General features: G+C 55.3%; 13 protein-coding genes. 1 reads left to right on the top strand and 12 read right to left on the bottom strand.

All coding sequences use genetic code 11. The annotated features are described in order from the left end of the window. Nucleotides 1-5: 5 nt before the first annotated feature. From AC07NP_RS10100 to dnaB, 11 genes are all read right to left on the bottom strand, one after another. Nucleotides 6-1,505, bottom strand: coding sequence for a DASS family sodium-coupled anion symporter (locus tag AC07NP_RS10100; protein ID WP_203359286.1), 1,500 nt, complete (start codon nucleotides 1,503-1,505; stop codon nucleotides 6-8). Nucleotides 1,506-1,715: 210 nt separating this feature from the next. Next, nucleotides 1,716-2,588, bottom strand: coding sequence for a succinate--CoA ligase subunit alpha (gene sucD / locus AC07NP_RS10095; RefSeq protein ID WP_162381770.1), 873 nt, complete (start codon nucleotides 2,586-2,588; stop codon nucleotides 1,716-1,718). Between the two features lie 12 nt (nucleotides 2,589-2,600). Next, nucleotides 2,601-3,770 carry an ADP-forming succinate--CoA ligase subunit beta gene (gene sucC / locus AC07NP_RS10090; RefSeq protein WP_494660386.1) on the bottom strand — a complete coding sequence of 390 codons (1,170 nt, stop codon included), beginning with the start codon at nucleotides 3,768-3,770 and terminating at the stop codon, nucleotides 2,601-2,603. A 24-nt stretch (nucleotides 3,771-3,794) separates the two neighbouring features. Next, complete coding sequence (gene lpdA, locus AC07NP_RS10085) at nucleotides 3,795-5,213, bottom strand: dihydrolipoyl dehydrogenase (RefSeq protein WP_494660385.1); 1,419 nt, start codon at nucleotides 5,211-5,213, stop codon at nucleotides 3,795-3,797. An 11-nt stretch (nucleotides 5,214-5,224) separates the two neighbouring features. Next, a complete protein-coding gene (gene odhB, locus AC07NP_RS10080; RefSeq protein ID WP_494660384.1) occupies nucleotides 5,225-6,394 on the bottom strand; it encodes a 2-oxoglutarate dehydrogenase complex dihydrolipoyllysine-residue succinyltransferase in 1,170 nt (389 codons plus the stop codon). Nucleotides 6,395-6,417: 23 nt separating this feature from the next. Further along, nucleotides 6,418-9,162: a 2-oxoglutarate dehydrogenase E1 component gene (locus tag AC07NP_RS10075; RefSeq protein ID WP_494660383.1), complete on the bottom strand. Its 2,745-nt coding sequence runs from the start codon at nucleotides 9,160-9,162 to the stop codon at nucleotides 6,418-6,420. A gap of 200 nt (nucleotides 9,163-9,362) precedes the next feature. Further along, nucleotides 9,363-10,556, bottom strand: coding sequence for an aromatic amino acid transaminase (gene tyrB / locus AC07NP_RS10070; protein WP_494660382.1), 1,194 nt, complete (start codon nucleotides 10,554-10,556; stop codon nucleotides 9,363-9,365). A 75-nt stretch (nucleotides 10,557-10,631) separates the two neighbouring features. Beyond that, complete coding sequence (locus AC07NP_RS10065; RefSeq protein WP_494660381.1) at nucleotides 10,632-11,642, bottom strand: AAA family ATPase; 1,011 nt, start codon at nucleotides 11,640-11,642, stop codon at nucleotides 10,632-10,634. Beyond that, nucleotides 11,639-12,196: a nicotinamide riboside transporter PnuC gene (gene pnuC, locus AC07NP_RS10060; RefSeq protein ID WP_494660380.1), complete on the bottom strand. Its 558-nt coding sequence runs from the start codon at nucleotides 12,194-12,196 to the stop codon at nucleotides 11,639-11,641. The genes AC07NP_RS10065 and pnuC overlap by 4 nt, the downstream gene beginning before the upstream one ends. Nucleotides 12,197-12,218: 22 nt before the next feature. Further along, a complete protein-coding gene (gene alr, locus AC07NP_RS10055; RefSeq protein ID WP_494660379.1) occupies nucleotides 12,219-13,298 on the bottom strand; it encodes an alanine racemase in 1,080 nt (359 codons plus the stop codon). A 146-nt stretch (nucleotides 13,299-13,444) separates the two neighbouring features. Continuing rightward, nucleotides 13,445-14,860: a replicative DNA helicase gene (gene dnaB, locus AC07NP_RS10050; RefSeq protein WP_192613774.1), complete on the bottom strand. Its 1,416-nt coding sequence runs from the start codon at nucleotides 14,858-14,860 to the stop codon at nucleotides 13,445-13,447. An 81-nt stretch (nucleotides 14,861-14,941) separates the two neighbouring features. On the opposite strand from dnaB, the gene AC07NP_RS10045 reads away from it, so the two are divergent. Next, a complete protein-coding gene (locus tag AC07NP_RS10045) occupies nucleotides 14,942-15,925 on the top strand; it encodes a quinone oxidoreductase (protein WP_203359293.1) in 984 nt (327 codons plus the stop codon). 174 nt (nucleotides 15,926-16,099) lie between these two features. Here AC07NP_RS10045 and pspG read toward each other — a convergent pair whose 3' ends face one another. Further along, nucleotides 16,100-16,342: an envelope stress response protein PspG gene (gene pspG / locus AC07NP_RS10040; protein ID WP_203359294.1), complete on the bottom strand. Its 243-nt coding sequence runs from the start codon at nucleotides 16,340-16,342 to the stop codon at nucleotides 16,100-16,102. Nucleotides 16,343-16,405 lie beyond the last annotated feature (63 nt).

The raw sequence follows: 16,405 nt of genomic DNA, 5'->3' as shown, positions 1-16,405 counted from the left end.
TCTCCTTACATCAGACCCAGAAATTTCCACCAGGTGGCGGCAAAAAACAGCAGTAGCAAATAGCCAATCACCGAGAGCCAAATCCCCACGCGGGTGAACTGGCGCGGCGAGAAGGTATCGGTCCCCAGACACACCATGTTTTGCGGCGCATTAATCGGCAAAATGAAACCAAAACTCACGCTAAAGGCCAGCAGAATGGTCATACCAATAGGGTTAACGCCCAGTTCCGGCGGCAGACTGCTCAACAGGCTGATCAGAATCGGCAACAGCGCGGCGGTTAACGCAGTGGCGCTGGCGAATCCAAGGTGGATGACAATCAGGAACGCGGCGAGAATGGCGAAGATCGCCAGCGGAGGTAACGCATCCAGACCAAAACCTTGCACGACGTAATTCGCCATCCAGGATGCCGCCTGGGTATCAAGCAGCGTAGAACCGAGGCTAATCCCGATACCAAACATCAGCAACGTCCCCCACTGCACGCGCTTCTCAACTTCTTTCCACTGCATCACACCAATGCCCGGCATCAGCATGACCGCCAGCCCTGCCAGCGTCACGGAGGTCGTGTCGATACTGTGCAGTTTTCCGCCAGTAGACCAGAACACCAGCAACAACAATGAGATAGCAATCAGGCGTTTTTCTTTTCCCGTTGTTGGCCCCAATTCCACCAGCGCTTTTTTAATCGCATCGCTGCCTCCTTCAACCGCTTCCGTTTCCGGCGGCAGCAGTTTTCGGGCCAGGAAGTAGAGGATCACTGACATCGCCAGGCTCCAGGGGGCGCCCGCTAACAGCCAGTCGAGCCAGCTGATCGAATGGCCAGCACCAAAGGTTTTATTGATAAAGCCGATGGAAAGCAGGTTCTGCGCGGCGGAAGTCTGGATACCCACGTTCCAGATACTGGTTGCCTGAGCGATAACAATCATCATGGATGCCGCAAGGCGGGAGTGTTTATCGACCTTAAATGCCGCAATAACCCCCATCATAATCGGCACTACGCAGGCAGTACGGGCCGTGGCGCTGGGAACCACCAGGCTCAATACGATGGTCACGACAATCGCGCCAATAATAATGCTCCGGCTACTGGCGCCTATTTTTGACATGGTAAATAACGCGATCCGCTTATCCAGACCGGTTATCGTCATTGCCGCCGCAATAAACATCGCCGCCGCGACCAGGGCGAGCGCAGAGTTAGAAAACCCTGAGAGCGTCATTTTCAGGGCTTTCTCTGTTCCCAGAATAGTGTCCGGATGGTTCATATCCGGCGCAAAGCCAACCATAAAAATAATCAACGCCGAAATGACAATCGCGCTGGCGGTATAATCCATCGCTTCGCTTATCCAGACAATGATTGCAAAAACTAAAATCGCAATCATATGTTGCCCGGCGACCGGTAATGAGTCACCTAGCGGCAGGAACATAATAATAAGACCGGCAATAATGGCGAGCAATAAACCGGGGTTAGGAATGATGCTACGCTTTTGCGCAACATTATTAGGGACTGATGACATAATCACCTCAACGTGAAAGATAAAAGACCTGTTTCTCTAATGCAGGTGTTATGCCATCTTTTTAAAATACACTAAGACACTGTTATTCAAGGTATTTGATAAAAATCACTCTCGATAAAATGCGTGAATTTCCGCACAGGTAAAAAAGGTGAATATAAAACCGCACACATAAAAAAGGGGGCTTATCGCCCCCTGTTACATTGCCGTTAATTACTTAATGGCATTCCATAATGTCTCGCCGATTAATGCTGGGTTTCTTGTCCAGGCCATACCCGCCTGATCAAAGGCACGGAATTTATCTTCGGCACTGCCGCTACCGCCAGAAATAATGGCTCCGGCGTGTCCCATACGTTTTCCTTTCGGTGCAGTAACACCCGCAATATAGCCAATGACCGGTTTGTTCATTTCGTGACGAATAAACTCTGCGGCACGTTCTTCTGCATTCCCGCCAATTTCGCCAATCATAATGACCGCATCGGTTTGCGGATCATCAGCAAATAAACGTAGCGCATCAATAAAGTTCGTTCCGGGAACCGGATCGCCGCCAATACCAATACAGGTCGACTGGCCTAACCCCAGCGCCGTGGTCTGTGCAACGGCTTCATAGGTTAATGTCCCTGAGCGGGAAATAATGCCGATGCGTCCTGGGCGATGAATATCGCCAGGCATAATACCGATCTTACACGCCCCTGGCGTAATAATGCCCGGGCAGTTCGGGCCGATTAAACGGACATCCGGATGACAATCCAGCAGGCGGCGTACTTTCACCATATCCAGCGTTGGAACGCCTTCGGTGATCACCACAATCAATTTAACGCCAGCCTCAACGGCCTCAACAACCGAATCCAGCACAAACGGCGCAGGCACATAAATCACGCTGGCATCCGCTTCTGTCTGTTTCATCGCCTCTTTCATCGAATTGAAAACGGGGCGATCCAGATGCAGTTGCCCGCCTTTCCCTGGCGTGATGCCGCCGACGATGTTTGTGCCATACGCGATCGCCTGCTCGGTATGAAACGTCCCATTTTTACCGGTAATGCCCTGCACCAGAACCCGGGTATGCTTATCAATCAAAACGCTCACGCTAACCTCCAGTTAATTCAGTAATGCGATAATGCGCTTAGCGGCATCATCCAGAGAGCCAACGGCTTCCACCGCGAGGCCGCTTTCCGCCAGCAAACGTTGCCCTTCAGCCGCATTATTGCCAGACAGACGTACAACGACCGGTAAGGTAATTTCCGTTTCCCGCAGGGAGTGAATGATGGCGCGGGCGATCATGTCGCAACGCACAATCCCACCGAAAATGTTGACCAGAATGGCCTGCACTTTGTCGTCAGAGACAATTAGCCTGAACGCTTCGCTGACGCGTTCCTGCGTCGCACCGCCGCCCACATCGAGGAAGTTAGCCGGTTGCTCGCCATAGAGTTTGATGATGTCCATGGTCGCCATCGCAAGCCCAGCGCCATTGACCATGCAGCCGATATTGCCGTCCAGCGAGACGTAGTTGAGATCGAGTTTTGCCGCCTGGCTTTCGCGAGGATCTTCCTGCGTTTCATCGCGCATCGCCTGCAATTCCGGGTGGCGATACAGTGCGTTGTCATCTAACGACACTTTCGCGTCAGCGCACATAAATCCACCGTCTTCACGCAGCACCAGTGGGTTAATTTCCAGCAGGGCAAAATCCAGTTCGTTAAAGGCCTTCCATGCCTGATTCGCTAAACGACTGAACGCCGGGAACAGCGAATTTTCAAGGTTCAAAACCGTGAACATCTCCCGAATATGGCAGGGTTGAATGCCCGTCAGCGGATCCACGCTGACGCTGCCGATTTTCTCAGGCGTCTCATGAGCGACTTTTTCAATCTCGACCCCACCTTCCGGACTGACAATAAACGTCACACACTGACTTTCACGATCCACCACCATGCCAAAGTACAGTTCCTGGCGTACCGGGTAGATGTTTTCACACACCAGAATGCTGCTGACATACTGGCCTTCTGGCCCAGTTTGATAAGTCACCAGCTGCGAGCCGAGCATTTGCTCAGCAAAAGCTTCAGCCTGCTGGAACTGCGTCAGCACCTTCACGCCGCCCGCTTTACCTCGTCCCCCGGCATGTACCTGCGCTTTCAGCACGGCGCCTTTGCTTTCGCTGGCGATGCGGCTCCACGCCTCTGGTAACTCCGTAATATGTTGAATCGCAATTTCTTTCGGGCATGGCATTCCCATGCCGGCCAGCAAGGATTTGGCCTGATACTCATGTAAATTCATAATGTCTCTCGGTGGTATTGAACGTTATCCGTGGAGCGCCTGTTTATTCAGCGCCATTGCCGCTTCGTGTATGACTTCACTCAACGTGGGATGCGCATGTACCGCGCAGGCGATATCTTCGCCCGAGGCGCTAAACGTCATCGCCAACCCAATTTCGTTAATCAGTTCAGAAGCCTGCGGGCCGACAATCGCCCCGCCCAGTACGCGATCGGTGCGTTTGTCGGCGTAGAGCGTACAGCGCCCGCCATCCTGCCCCAGCGCCAGCGCGCGACCGTTGCCCGCAAACAGTGAATGACCTTTGGTGAAGTCGATACCGGAGGCTTTCAGCGTCGATTCGCTTTCACCCACCCACGCCACTTCCGGCTGGGTGTAAATCACAGAAGGGATCAGCGAGAAGTTGACCGGCTCGACGGGCAGTCCCGCAATTTGATCGGCGACATTCAGACCTTCCTCCATCGCTTTATGTGCCAGCATCGGCCCACGTACGACATCGCCAATCGCCCACAGACCGGGTTTTCCCGTGCGGCACAGCGCATCAACCTCAATGCCGCCACGCCCATTCGATGCCAGCCCCAGCGCCGCCAGATCAATCCCGGACAAACGTGGCTCACGGCCAATGGCGACAATCAGCTTGTCGACGCGCGTTTCCTGTACTTTTCCGCCCTGCTGCCAGCGAATAACGACCTCGTCACCCTGGCGTTCGACCACATCAATGCTGACCCCGAACTGCATCTCCAGACCGCTGGCAACCATCGCTTTACGCACTTCGTTCGCCATTCTCGGCTCCAGTGCGGGCAGGAAGGTTTCCGCCATTTCCAGCAGCGTGACCTGTGCGCCCACGCGATTCCAGACAGAACCAAGCTCCAGGCCGATCACCCCCGCGCCAATCACCCCCAGACGCGCCGGGCATTCGGTTAATGACAGCGCGCCGCGATTATCCAGAATGTGCGTGTTGTCCGTCGCCACGTCCGCAAGCTGGCGCGGCTGTGAGCCAGTCGCAATCACCACATTTTTGGCGCTCACCGTCTGCTCGTTGACCTGCACCTGCCAGAGCCCCTCATGCTGTTCCCGCAGCGTTGCCTGGCCAGAAATATGCGTCACCTTATTTTTTTCAAACAGCAGGCGTATCCCCTGTGTCAGGCGACGCACGATGGCGTCTTTACGCTGGATCATCGAAGGAACGTCAAACGACACCTCCTTGACCTTAACGCCGTGAATCGCCGCTTCATGCTGGATCTGGGCAAACAGTTCGGACGATTGCAGCAGCGATTTTGACGGTATACAGCCGACGTTCAGGCAGGTGCCGCCCGGCGACGGTTCGCCTTGCGCGTTGACCCCATCATCAATACACACCACATTCAGCCCGCGCTGCGCCGCCCGGAGCGCCGCTACATATCCACCGGGACCGCCACCGATGACCGCGACGTCAAAAAATGCACTCATCACTCTTCTCCTTACAGATCCAGCAACAGTTGTTCTGGCGCTTCCAGCAGTTCACGGATCGCCACCAGCGTTTGCACCGCTTCTTGTCCATCGATAATGCGATGGTCATAGCTGAGGGCGAGGTACATCATCGGGCGAATCACGACCTGACCGTTTTCGGCAACCGGACGCGGGGTAATGGCGTGCATCCCGAGAATGGCCGATTGCGGCGGGTTGATAATCGGCGTGGACATCATGGAGCCAAACGTGCCGCCGTTAGTGATGGAGAACGAGCCGCCCTGCAACGCTTCCAGCGGCAGTTTTCCTGCACGCGCCAGCGCGGCGTAATCGGCGATTTGCCGTTCGATATCGACAAGAGAAAGGGTTTGCGCATTGCGCAGCACCGGCACCACCAGCCCACGGTTGCTGCTGACCGCAATCCCGATGTCGCAGTAGTCGCGCCAGACAATGTCATTGCCCTCAACGCTGGCATTGACGATTGGAAAACGCTCAAGGGCACGGGTGACGGCTTTCACGAAGAACGACATAAAGCCCAACTTCACGCCGTGTTTTTCGGCAAAGCGGTCTTTCCAGCGGGCGCGCAAATCCATCACGTTCTGCATATTCACTTCGTTGAACGTGGTCAGAATGGCGTTATCCCGTTGCGAGGCCAGCAAACGTTCGGCAATACGTGCGCGCAAACGTGACATGGGTTCGCGACGTTCCTCGCGAGAACCGGCGGGAGCGACAGGACGCGGGGTATCCGGTGCCATCGTCGGTGCAGGCGCTGGCGCCGGTGCTGGAGCGGCAGACTGCGCATGCTGCAGCACATCTTCTTTCAGGATGCGGCCCTGACGTCCGCTCCCGGCAACCTGTGCAAGATCCACATTGCTGCGCTGGGCTTCAAGACGCGCAGCCGGCATGGCGGTCGGTTCCACCTCTGCGATGACCACTTCAGCAGCAGCGGCCTGCGGCTCCAGATAAGCCAACAGTTGAGAAGAGCCCACCTCATTGCCTTCCTCGACCAGAATGCGCGTTAATACGCCATCCTGCGGCGCAGGGATTTCGAGGATCACTTTGTCCGTTTCCAGCTCTGCGACGACTTCATCACGGCGCACGAAATCGCCTTCTTTTTTACACCACGTCGTCAACGTGCCTTCCGACACAGACTCCGGTAATTGAGGGACAGTAATTTCAATCATCAGATATTTTCCTTGTTATTTTTTTATGGCTGGATGTGCGCAAACGCATCCGCAAGAAAATCGTCAATTTGTTGTTTATGAACGCGGCCATAACCCGTTGCCGGTGCAGCGGCGGCCGGACGCCCCGCGTAATGCCAGAACGGTTTATCCAGTGCCAACGCCGTCAGTTCATGGTGAATTTGCCGCCACGCGCCCTGATTCTCCGGTTCTTCCTGTAGCCAGACCCAGCGTGAACACTGCGGCCATTGCGCCAGCGCGGCGTTAAGCTCGTCGGTTGGGAACGGATAGAGCTGTTCTACGCGCACGATTGCCACGCACTCATCAAGACCGCGCTGTTTGCGGGCTTCCAGAGCGTCGTAATAGACCTGACCACTGCACAGAATGACCTGCTTAACCTGCGACGAATCGCGCGGGAAGGTGTCGGTAATGACCGGTTGGAAACTCCCTGAACTCAACGCGGAAAGCTCACTCATCGCACCTTTAAATCGAAGTAAGCGCTTACTCATAAATACCACCAGCGGTTTGCGCATTGGGCGTAACGCTTGCCCGCGCAGCAGGTGGAACATTTGCGCTGAATCCCCTGGCATCACTACGTGCATGTTTTGTTCTGCACAGAGTTGCAGCCAGCGCTCAGGACGACCCGAAGAGTGCTCCGGCCCCTGTCCGTCGTAGCCGTGTGGCAACAGAATGGTTAACCCGCTATAGCGTCCCCATTTGGTTTCGCCTGAGCAGATAAACTGGTCGATGGCGACCTGTGCGCCATTGGCGAAATCGCCAAACTGCGCTTCCCAAATCACCAGTTGCTGCGGTGCAGAGGTGGAGTAACCGTATTCCCAGGCCAGCAGCGCCTCTTCGTTCAATACGGAGTCAAAGACCTCGAAAGGTGCCTGCCCCTCGCGGATATGCTGTAACGGCAGGTAGCGACCCGCTTGCGTCTGGTCATGCACCACGGCATGGCGATGGCTGAACGTGCCGCGTCCAGAATCTTCGCCGGACAACCGCACGCCGATGCCCTGATCGACCAGCGAGGCATAAGCCAGGGTTTCTGCCATCCCCCAGTCCACCGGTTGGGTACCTGCCGTCATCTCTTTGCGCAGGGCAAGCTGGCGCTTGATGGTGGGATGGGCGACCACGTCGTGTGGAAGTGTGGTGAGGAGGTCGCCGTAACGGGCCAGCTCTTCTCCCGACAGGGCGGTTTCCGGCTGCGCGCTCCACTGCGGGTTGCTTAAACCCTCCCAGTTAGCGCTAAACGGATGCGTGGCATCCGGCACCGGCAGCGGATCGCGTTTCTGGCAGGCGTCCAGCCAGTCGCGATAGGCACTGACTTTTTCATCCTGCTGGGCGGGTGTCAGAACACCACGGCGGGAAAGCATCTCACCGTAGCGGGTTCGCGTTCCCGGATGACTGTCTACCGCCTGGTACATCTGCGGTTGCGTCAGACGAGGTTCATCACTTTCGTTATGACCGTGCTTACGGAAACAGACCAGATCGATGACGATGTCGCGGTGGAAGGTATTTCGCCAGTCACAGGCCAGCTCAATCGCCTGACAAACGGCGTCGACATCATCGCTGTTAACGTGGATCACCGGTGCCGCCACCATTTTGGCGATATCCGTACAGTAGCGTGAGGAACGCATGTCCTGTAAACGGGCGGTGGTAAATCCGACCTGATTGTTGACAACCAGATGAACGGTGCCGCCGGTACCGTAGCCTGTGGTTTGCGACAGGTTAAAAGTGGTCTGGTTTACGCCCAGCCCGCCGAGCGCGGAATCGCCATGAATCAATACGCCCATGACGCAATCCTGACCATTTTCGCCACGCCGATTCTGCCGCGCCCGTACCTGCCCAAGCACCACCGGGTTAACAATTTCCAGGTGCGACGGGTTGTAGGCCAATGCAATGTGCAGCAATCCCGCCGGCGTCTGCATATTGGTGGAATACCCCATATGGTATTTCACATCGCCAGAACCGGTGCCAATCGTCTGTTTTCCTTCGAATTCCGCAAACAGTTGCGCCGGATCTTTACCCAGTAAATTGATCAGTACGTTCAGACGCCCGCGATGCGCCATACCGATAACCAGCTCATCAACGCCCTGCTCACGTACACGTTTCGCCAGCGTAATCAGCGCCGGGATTGCGCTTTCCCCGCCTTCCAGCGAGAAGCGTTTTTGACCGACGTAACGGGTATGCAGATAGCGTTCAAGCGTTTCTGCGGCCACCAGATTATCGAATCGCTCCAGGCAGGTTTGCGCATCCGCCTGCGGCGCATTGCTGCGCTCAATACGCGCCAACAGCCAGGTGATTTCGTCACGGTTATCCAGATGTGCCAGTTCATATGCGCGACTTCCCGCCCATGCCTGTTCCTGCATGGAGATAATCTGCTTAAGCGGCATCTGGGTACTGTGTTCGCCAAAGGTGACGTTAAATTCCTGGCGTAAATCGTCCTCCGTTAAGCCCCAAAATGCGGGTGTCAGTTGCGGCACGTCGGGGAGTTCCACCAATGACAGCGGATCCAGCTTCGCTCTGAGATGTCCGAAATGTCGCCAGGCATGAATCAACTGCGTTACCGCAGCCTGTTTTTTTAATGCCGGGCCAGACGCCATTACCGCTGAACAGGTTTCAGTGGAAGACAATTCCTGAGAAATAAAAAAACGCCGCCAGTCTTCCGGGAGCTGTTCGGGTGAGTGCAACCAGGTCTGGTAATACTCTTCAAGCCAGGTCGCATTGTCTCCATTGAGCAGCGTTCCGGGTGAGGTCATGTTCTCCATGTTGTTCTCCTGAGGGTCGTAGACTGCTGTTGTATTGCAGTATTCGTACCAACATAGAAAAACATGATTAATCAATGCATTAACAATAAAGGGGAGTGAGAAAGTGAGTGGAAACAGGAACAGTCATGCGAGGGGTGGCTGGAGTTAGAAACACCGGAAGAAAAAGAGGCTGACCAGACGCCAGCCTCACAGGTAGGAGATTACATTACTGCGGCAAACGCCTTCGCGACACGCTGAACGTTATTGGCATTAAGACCGGCAACGCACATGCGTCCGCTGGCGATCAGGTAAACGCCAAACTCATCACGCAGGCGATCCACCTGAAGCGCGCTGAGGCCGGTATAGCTGAACATACCGCGCTGTTGCAGCAGGTAGTCAAAGTTACGCCCCGGGATCTCGGTACTCAGAACCTTCACCAGCTCCTGACGCATTGCCAGAATACGGGTTCGCATCGCTTCCACTTCCGCCAGCCAGCTGGCTTTCAGCGCCTCATCACCCAATACGGCAGCAACCACCTGCGCACCAAAATTCGGTGGGCTGGAGTAATTGCGACGTACCGTGGCTTTGAGCTGGCCCAACACGCGAGCTGCAGCGTCTGCGTCTTCACACACCACGGAAAGACCGCCGACACGCTCGCCATACAGAGAGAAAATCTTCGAGAAGGAGTTACTGACCAGCGCAGGCAACCCGGCGCTGGCGATCGCGCGAATGGCGTACGCATCATCGTCCATGCCCGCGCCAAAGCCCTGATAGGCGATGTCGAGGAACGGGATCAGATCGCGGGCTTTCAGTATCTCAATGACCGCGTCCCACTGCGTGTGGGTTAAATCTGCGCCGGTTGGGTTATGGCAGCATGGATGCAGCAATACAATGCTGCGCGCCGGTAAGGTATCGAGCGTCGCCAGCAGGTCGTTGAAACGAACGCCGTTGGTCGCCTTGTCATACCAGGGGTAATTACTTACTTCGAACCCGGCACCTTCAAAAATCGCAATGTGGTTTTCCCACGTCGGATCGCTGACCCATACGGCAGAGTCGGGAAAATAACGTTTCAGGAAATCAGCGCCCACTTTCAGCGCGCCTGACCCGCCCAGCGTCTGAATGGTCGCGACACGCTGCTGCGCAAGCACAGGATGGTCAGCGCCAAACAACAATGGGGCAATGGTGTGACGGTAGGTATTCAGACCTTCCATCGGCAGATACAGCGAAGCGCCATGCGGCTGGGCATTGAGACGGGCTTCCGCTTCAGCAACCGCTTTCAGCTGCGGGATAATCCCTTCTTCGTTGTAGTACAGACCGATACTGAGGTTCACTTTGTCGCGACGCGCATCTTCTTTGAAGCGCTCCATGAGCGAAAGAATCGGGTCGCCTGCGTAGGCGTCAACTTTTTGAAACACGCGAAGGTTCTCCAGGTTTACAGGCAGGGGGTAAAGACACAATAGACCGGAAGCGAGAGAAGATCGAGAGGATGTTTAGCTAAGAAGTGCCAGGCGCTGGCGGATCTGCGCGATACGTTCCGACAGCGAGCCATGCACACGTAAAAAGGGGATCCCTCTGCGCGACAACTCAGCTTCGTACCACGCCTGCTGCCGTGTCCGAAAATTCACACCCTGGCGAGTGCCATCCTGCACAAACGGAAATTCATCCCCGCAAAGGATCACCAATGAATACGCCCGTTCCGCCAGGTCGTGCAGTTCCTGTGGCGCAACGCCGAACTGATCAAGCGTATAAAACAGCGTGGTTAACGGCGAGGTATCGCAGACAAGATATCGGTTCGGACGCGCCAGCTCCTCCCGGCGAACCTGTTCACGGGCGATATGCAGTAAGTCCTCATATTCCAGCAACCCGCGCTTTTCTTCCCAATATTCACGACCAAACTCTGCAATAAACTCCGTATTGAGCGCCGCCGCCAGCGCTTTTGAGAGCGTACTTTTGCCCGTAGATTCCCCACCCAGCAGGCAGAGACGAAAAACAAAGCTGCGATAAACATCAGCCGCCAGCAGAGTACGGTAACGGTGGACATCAGAGCGGATCAGCGTTCCGGAAGGGGCATCAGGCCCCACAGGGCGCTGCAGACGAACATGCGTCACTTGCTGCCCGAAACGCTGACTCAGCACGGCGGCAAACCCGTCGCCATACGCTTCTGCGGTAAAGACGGCCTGCGGCTGACAGTGCAAAACCTGCTGGCAGAGCGTCGCAACGTAATGGCGATGAACATCAGCCTCAGCATCATTATGTGGAACAGGATCCAGCCCCTGGCGGGAGACAACCTCCGGCGAGAGCACCAGCGCGTCGCATTGGGGAAAACGCTGATGAAGCCACCGCAGCCGTTTTTCCGGCTCGCAGCCCGGCATTTCAGGCACCGAGTAGCTGATGATGAAGACCTTGTCACACTGCGCCAGCGCGGCGTTAATGAGTCGCTCATGACCCGAATGCAACGGGGCGAATTTGCCCACCACCAGTCCGCTGGAGAAAGGTTTCATGGTGTACGGATCGCCTTTCGCCACTGATACAGACCATGCCAGGCATTGAACCAGAACACCAGATATAAGCCTGCGGTTAGGTTAAGCCCACGCGCTGCGTACAAGGGCACCGCCAGCGTATTGACCGCCAGCCAGACGTACCAGTTTTCAATACGCCGCCCCATCAACATAAATTGCGCCAGAACGCTGAAGGTGAGAATGAGCGAGTCCAGCCAGGGCGCCCACGCATTCGTGAAGGTATGCAGCAGAAACCCGTAACCGCCCGCAACCAGAACGGCGCAGGCCAACAGCATTAAAAAATGTCCCGAGCGGGTACGGCGAATCGGCAGAACATCGCCATGATGACCTTTCAGCCAGTGTAGCCAGCCAGTGATACTGGTCGCAATGAAGAAGAGTTGCAGCGTGACGTCGGCGTACAGCTGTACGGACCAAAATACCCAGCCGTACAGCGCGCTGCCAATAATCCCAATCCACCACGTATGCACACTATTTCTGGCCGCCAGTCCGACGGAAACAGCGTAAGCCAGGCACGCGGCGATTTCAGACGGTGACATTGTCCCTCCCTGGAACGGTTAGTTAGTCGATGTACTTCATCGCCACCCTTGAGGTCAGGCGCGTGATAAGTTCGTAAGCACTTACTTTTGTTATTTCAGCGATGCGTTCGACCGGCAGTCCGTCACCCCATAAGATGACCGGATCGCCCGCTTTATCCTGTGCCTCTGGCCCCAGGTCAACGCAGATCATATCCATCGCCACGCGGCCCACAATCGGGACTTCGCGACCGTTGACCAATACCGGCGTTCCGGAAGGCGCGGCTCGCGGGTAGCCATCGCCGTACCCCATCGCCACCACGCCCAGACGCGTGTCGCGTTCACTTCGCCAGGTTCCGCCGTAACCGACCGGCTCGCCCGCTTTATGCTCGCGTACGGCAATCAGGCTGGAGGTCAGCGACATCACCGGCTGGCAACCAAAATCGGCGCCCGTGGACTGGTTTTCCAGCGGCGAAACGCCGTAGAGGATGATTCCTGGACGCGCCCAGTCAAAGTGAGACTGCGGCCACAGCAGAATGCCGCCAGAGGCTGCAATGGAACGCTGACCCGGCTTACCTTCACAGAAGGTGTTAAAAATATCGAGCTGCTGCTCGGTCGCGCCGCATTCCGGTTCGTCTGCACGGGCAAAATGGCTGACGATGTTCACCGGCTGGCGCACGTTTTTACACTGCGTCAGGCGTTGATAAAATGCCTCGGCCTGTTCGGGAAGGACACCCAGACGGTGCATGCCGGTGTCGAGTTTCATCCACACGGTCACCGGTTCATCCAGCGTTGCTGACTCTAATGCAACGAGTTGTTCCTGATTATGCACGGCGGTATGCAGATGCTGCGCGGAGATGGTCGGCAGATCGGCAGCGTCAAAAAAGCCTTCGAGTAACAGGATGGGTTGCGTGATCCCCCCTGCACGCAGTCGCAGGGCTTCTTCGAGACGTGCGACGCCAAAGGCATCAGCGTCGGGGAGCGTCCGCGCGGTCTCTAACAGACCGTGTCCGTAAGCGTTCGCTTTCACGACCGCAACCAGTTTGCTGGCAGGTGCCAGTTCACGCAGTCGTTGCAGGTTGTGTCGCAGAGCGCGGCGGTTAATCACAACAGTTGCCGCTTGCATTTCAAATCCTTATAAAAAGAATCGCCTAAATCGTTCGCGTGGCAGGACGGCGACAAGCCCAGGAATTCCCGGGAGCTTAGATAACTCAGTAACCGGGGATTCTCGGGCGTAGTCAACGCATCTGCGGCGTGAAGGATAACGGAGATTTATTCGTCGTCGTACTGCGGCCCCGCATAATTATCAAAACGCGACCACTGACCGTTAAATGTCAGACGTACCGTACCAATGGGGCCGTTACGTTGTTTACCAATAATAATTTCTGCGATGCCTTTTAAGTCGCTGTTTTCGTGATAAACCTCGTCACGGTAGATAAACATGATCAAATCCGCATCTTGCTCAATGGAGCCAGATTCACGCAAATCGGAGTTAACCGGGCGTTTATCGGCACGTTGTTCCAGTGAACGGTTAAGCTGTGACAGCGCCACGACCGGAACATGAAGTTCTTTCGCTAACGCTTTGAGCGATCGGGAGATTTCGGCGATCTCCAGTGTACGGTTGTCGGAGAGTGACGGCACGCGCATCAGCTGAAGGTAGTCGATCATGATAAGCCCGATACCGCCGTGTTCGCGGGCGATACGGCGCGCGCGGGAGCGCACTTCCGTCGGCGTCAGGCCAGAGGAGTCATCAATATAAATATTGCGCTTTTCAAGCAAAATCCCCATGGTGCCGGAGATCCGCGCCCAGTCTTCATCGTCCAGTTGCCCGGTACGAATTTTGGTCTGATCCACGCGCGAAAGCGATGCCAGAGAACGCATCATAATCTGTTCTGAGGGCATCTCAAGAGAGAAGATAAGCACTGGCTTATCCTGCAACATCGCGGCGTTTTCGACGAGGTTCATCGCAAATGTTGTTTTACCCATCGACGGACGCGCCGCAACGATGATCAGATCCGACGGCTGCAAACCCGCCGTCTTTTTATTAAGATCGTCATAACCGGTATTCACACCGGTGACACCATCGTGCGGCTGCTGGAACAACTGTTCGATACGCGCAACGGTGGCATCCAGCACATCGGCGATGTTTTTCGGGCCTTCGTCTTTATTGGCGCGGCTTTCGGCGATTTTAAAGACGCGTGATTCCGCCAAATCGAGCAGATCTTCGCTGGAGCGCCCTTGCGGATCAAAACCCGCATCCGCAATTTCATGGGCAACAGAAATCATGTCGCGAACGACAGCGCGTTCGCGGACGATATCAGCATACGCGCTGATGTTCGCCGCACTTGGCGTATTTTTGGATAGCTCCGCCAGGTAAGCAAAACCGCCGACGCTGTCCAGTTGCCCCTGTACTTCCAGCGATTCCGCCAGGGTGATCAGGTCGATAGGCTTGCCCATCTCCTGCAAGCGGTGCATTTCGGTAAAGATGTGACGGTGCGGGCGGGTGTAAAAGTCTTCTGCCACCACGCGCTCAGCCACATCATCCCAGCGTTCGTTATCCAGCATTAAACCGCCCAACACCGACTGCTCCGCTTCAATCGAGTGCGGCGGCACTTTCAGCCCGGCAACCTGTGGATCGCGGTCACGAGCTTCAGTCTGTTGTTTGTTGAAGGGTTTGTTTCCTGCCATAGTGAATGGAGTTACCGAGATAAAGAGTGGGTCGAAAGATTACCATATAAGTAGACCCTAACGATACGTTCTGGAGGAAGCATGGCAACACGAATTGAATTTCACAAGCATGGTGGCCCTGACGTACTAAAGGTGGTGGACTTTATGCCCGCAGACCCGGCAGAGAACGAAATCCAGGTCGAAAATAAAGCCATTGGCATTAACTACATTGATACCTATATTCGCAGCGGTCTGTACCCGCCTCCCTCGTTACCCAGTGGATTAGGCACAGAAGCAGCGGGGATTGTCAGTAAAGTCGGCAGCAACGTCAAACATCTCAAAGCTGGCGACCGCGTCGTTTATGCCCAGTCAGCGCTTGGGGCGTACAGTTCTGTGCACAATGTTCCTGCCGATAAAGCCGCCATTTTACCGAACGCTATCTCTTTCGAGCAGGCGGCGGCCTCTTTCCTGAAAGGCTTAACCGTCTTTTATCTGCTGCGCAAAACCTATGAAATCAAACCCGATGAGCCTTTTTTATTCCATGCCGCCGCGGGCGGTGTAGGGCTGATTGCCTGCCAGTGGGCGAAAGCGCTGGGCGCTAAACTTATCGGTACGGTTGGCAACGCGCAAAAAGCGCAACGGGCTTTGCAGGCGGGCGCCTGGCAGGTGATCAACTACCGTGAAGAAAACATTGTCGATCGGGTCAAAGAGATCACCGGCGGCAAAAAAGTGCAGGTCGTTTACGACTCAGTTGGCAAAGATACATGGGAAGCTTCGCTGGATTGTCTGCAACGTCGCGGCCTGATGGTCAGTTTTGGCAATGCGTCAGGGCCAGTCACCGGCGTTAACTTAGGTATCCTGAACCAAAAAGGTTCGCTGTATACGACCCGCCCTTCTCTGCAAGGGTATATCACCAATCGTGATGAACTCACCGAAGCCAGTAATGAGCTGTTCTCGCTGATTGCCAGCGGCGTTATCAAGGTCGATGTGGCAGAGGATCAGAAGTATGCGCTGAAAGACGCACAGCGCGCGCATCAGGCGCTGGAGAGCAGAACGACGCAGGGTTCGAGCCTGCTCATTCCGTAATGGTGTAGAAAGAAATTGGGCTTCCACATGGGAAGCCCTTTCTTTTTTTAGTTCGGCTGTATGTAGGGTACAGCTCGATGAATTCGTTAGACGCGCAATAGTGACAGATTTGATAATCAATTCCTAATGGGTTCTAAGAGCAAAGTTTCAGGTTGTGACCCATCCCTCACATCTTTAGTAACGCCAACGGTTATTGCGCTGATATTGTGGGATTTTTGGTGCTTTTATCGCCTTAATGACCCACACCACCGCAATGGCCAGTAACAGCCAGGGCAGCAGTTTAAACATCAGCGCAAACAGTCCCCCCAAAAACATCACCACCGTCGCCACGACCAACGCGGCGAGAACGCCCAACAGGGAAACCCCCGTCGCCATCAACATGATGAAAAATCCAATGACAAACAGTAGTTCCAGCATGATGCTCTCCCCTAATGAAAACTGCACAGATCATTACAAGAAACATGCCAAAAAGTAACACGT

The sequence above is a fragment of the Citrobacter sp. GW821-FHT07H02 genome (assembly GCF_059418505.1).
This window is presented reverse-complemented; position numbering and strand designations above follow the sequence as displayed.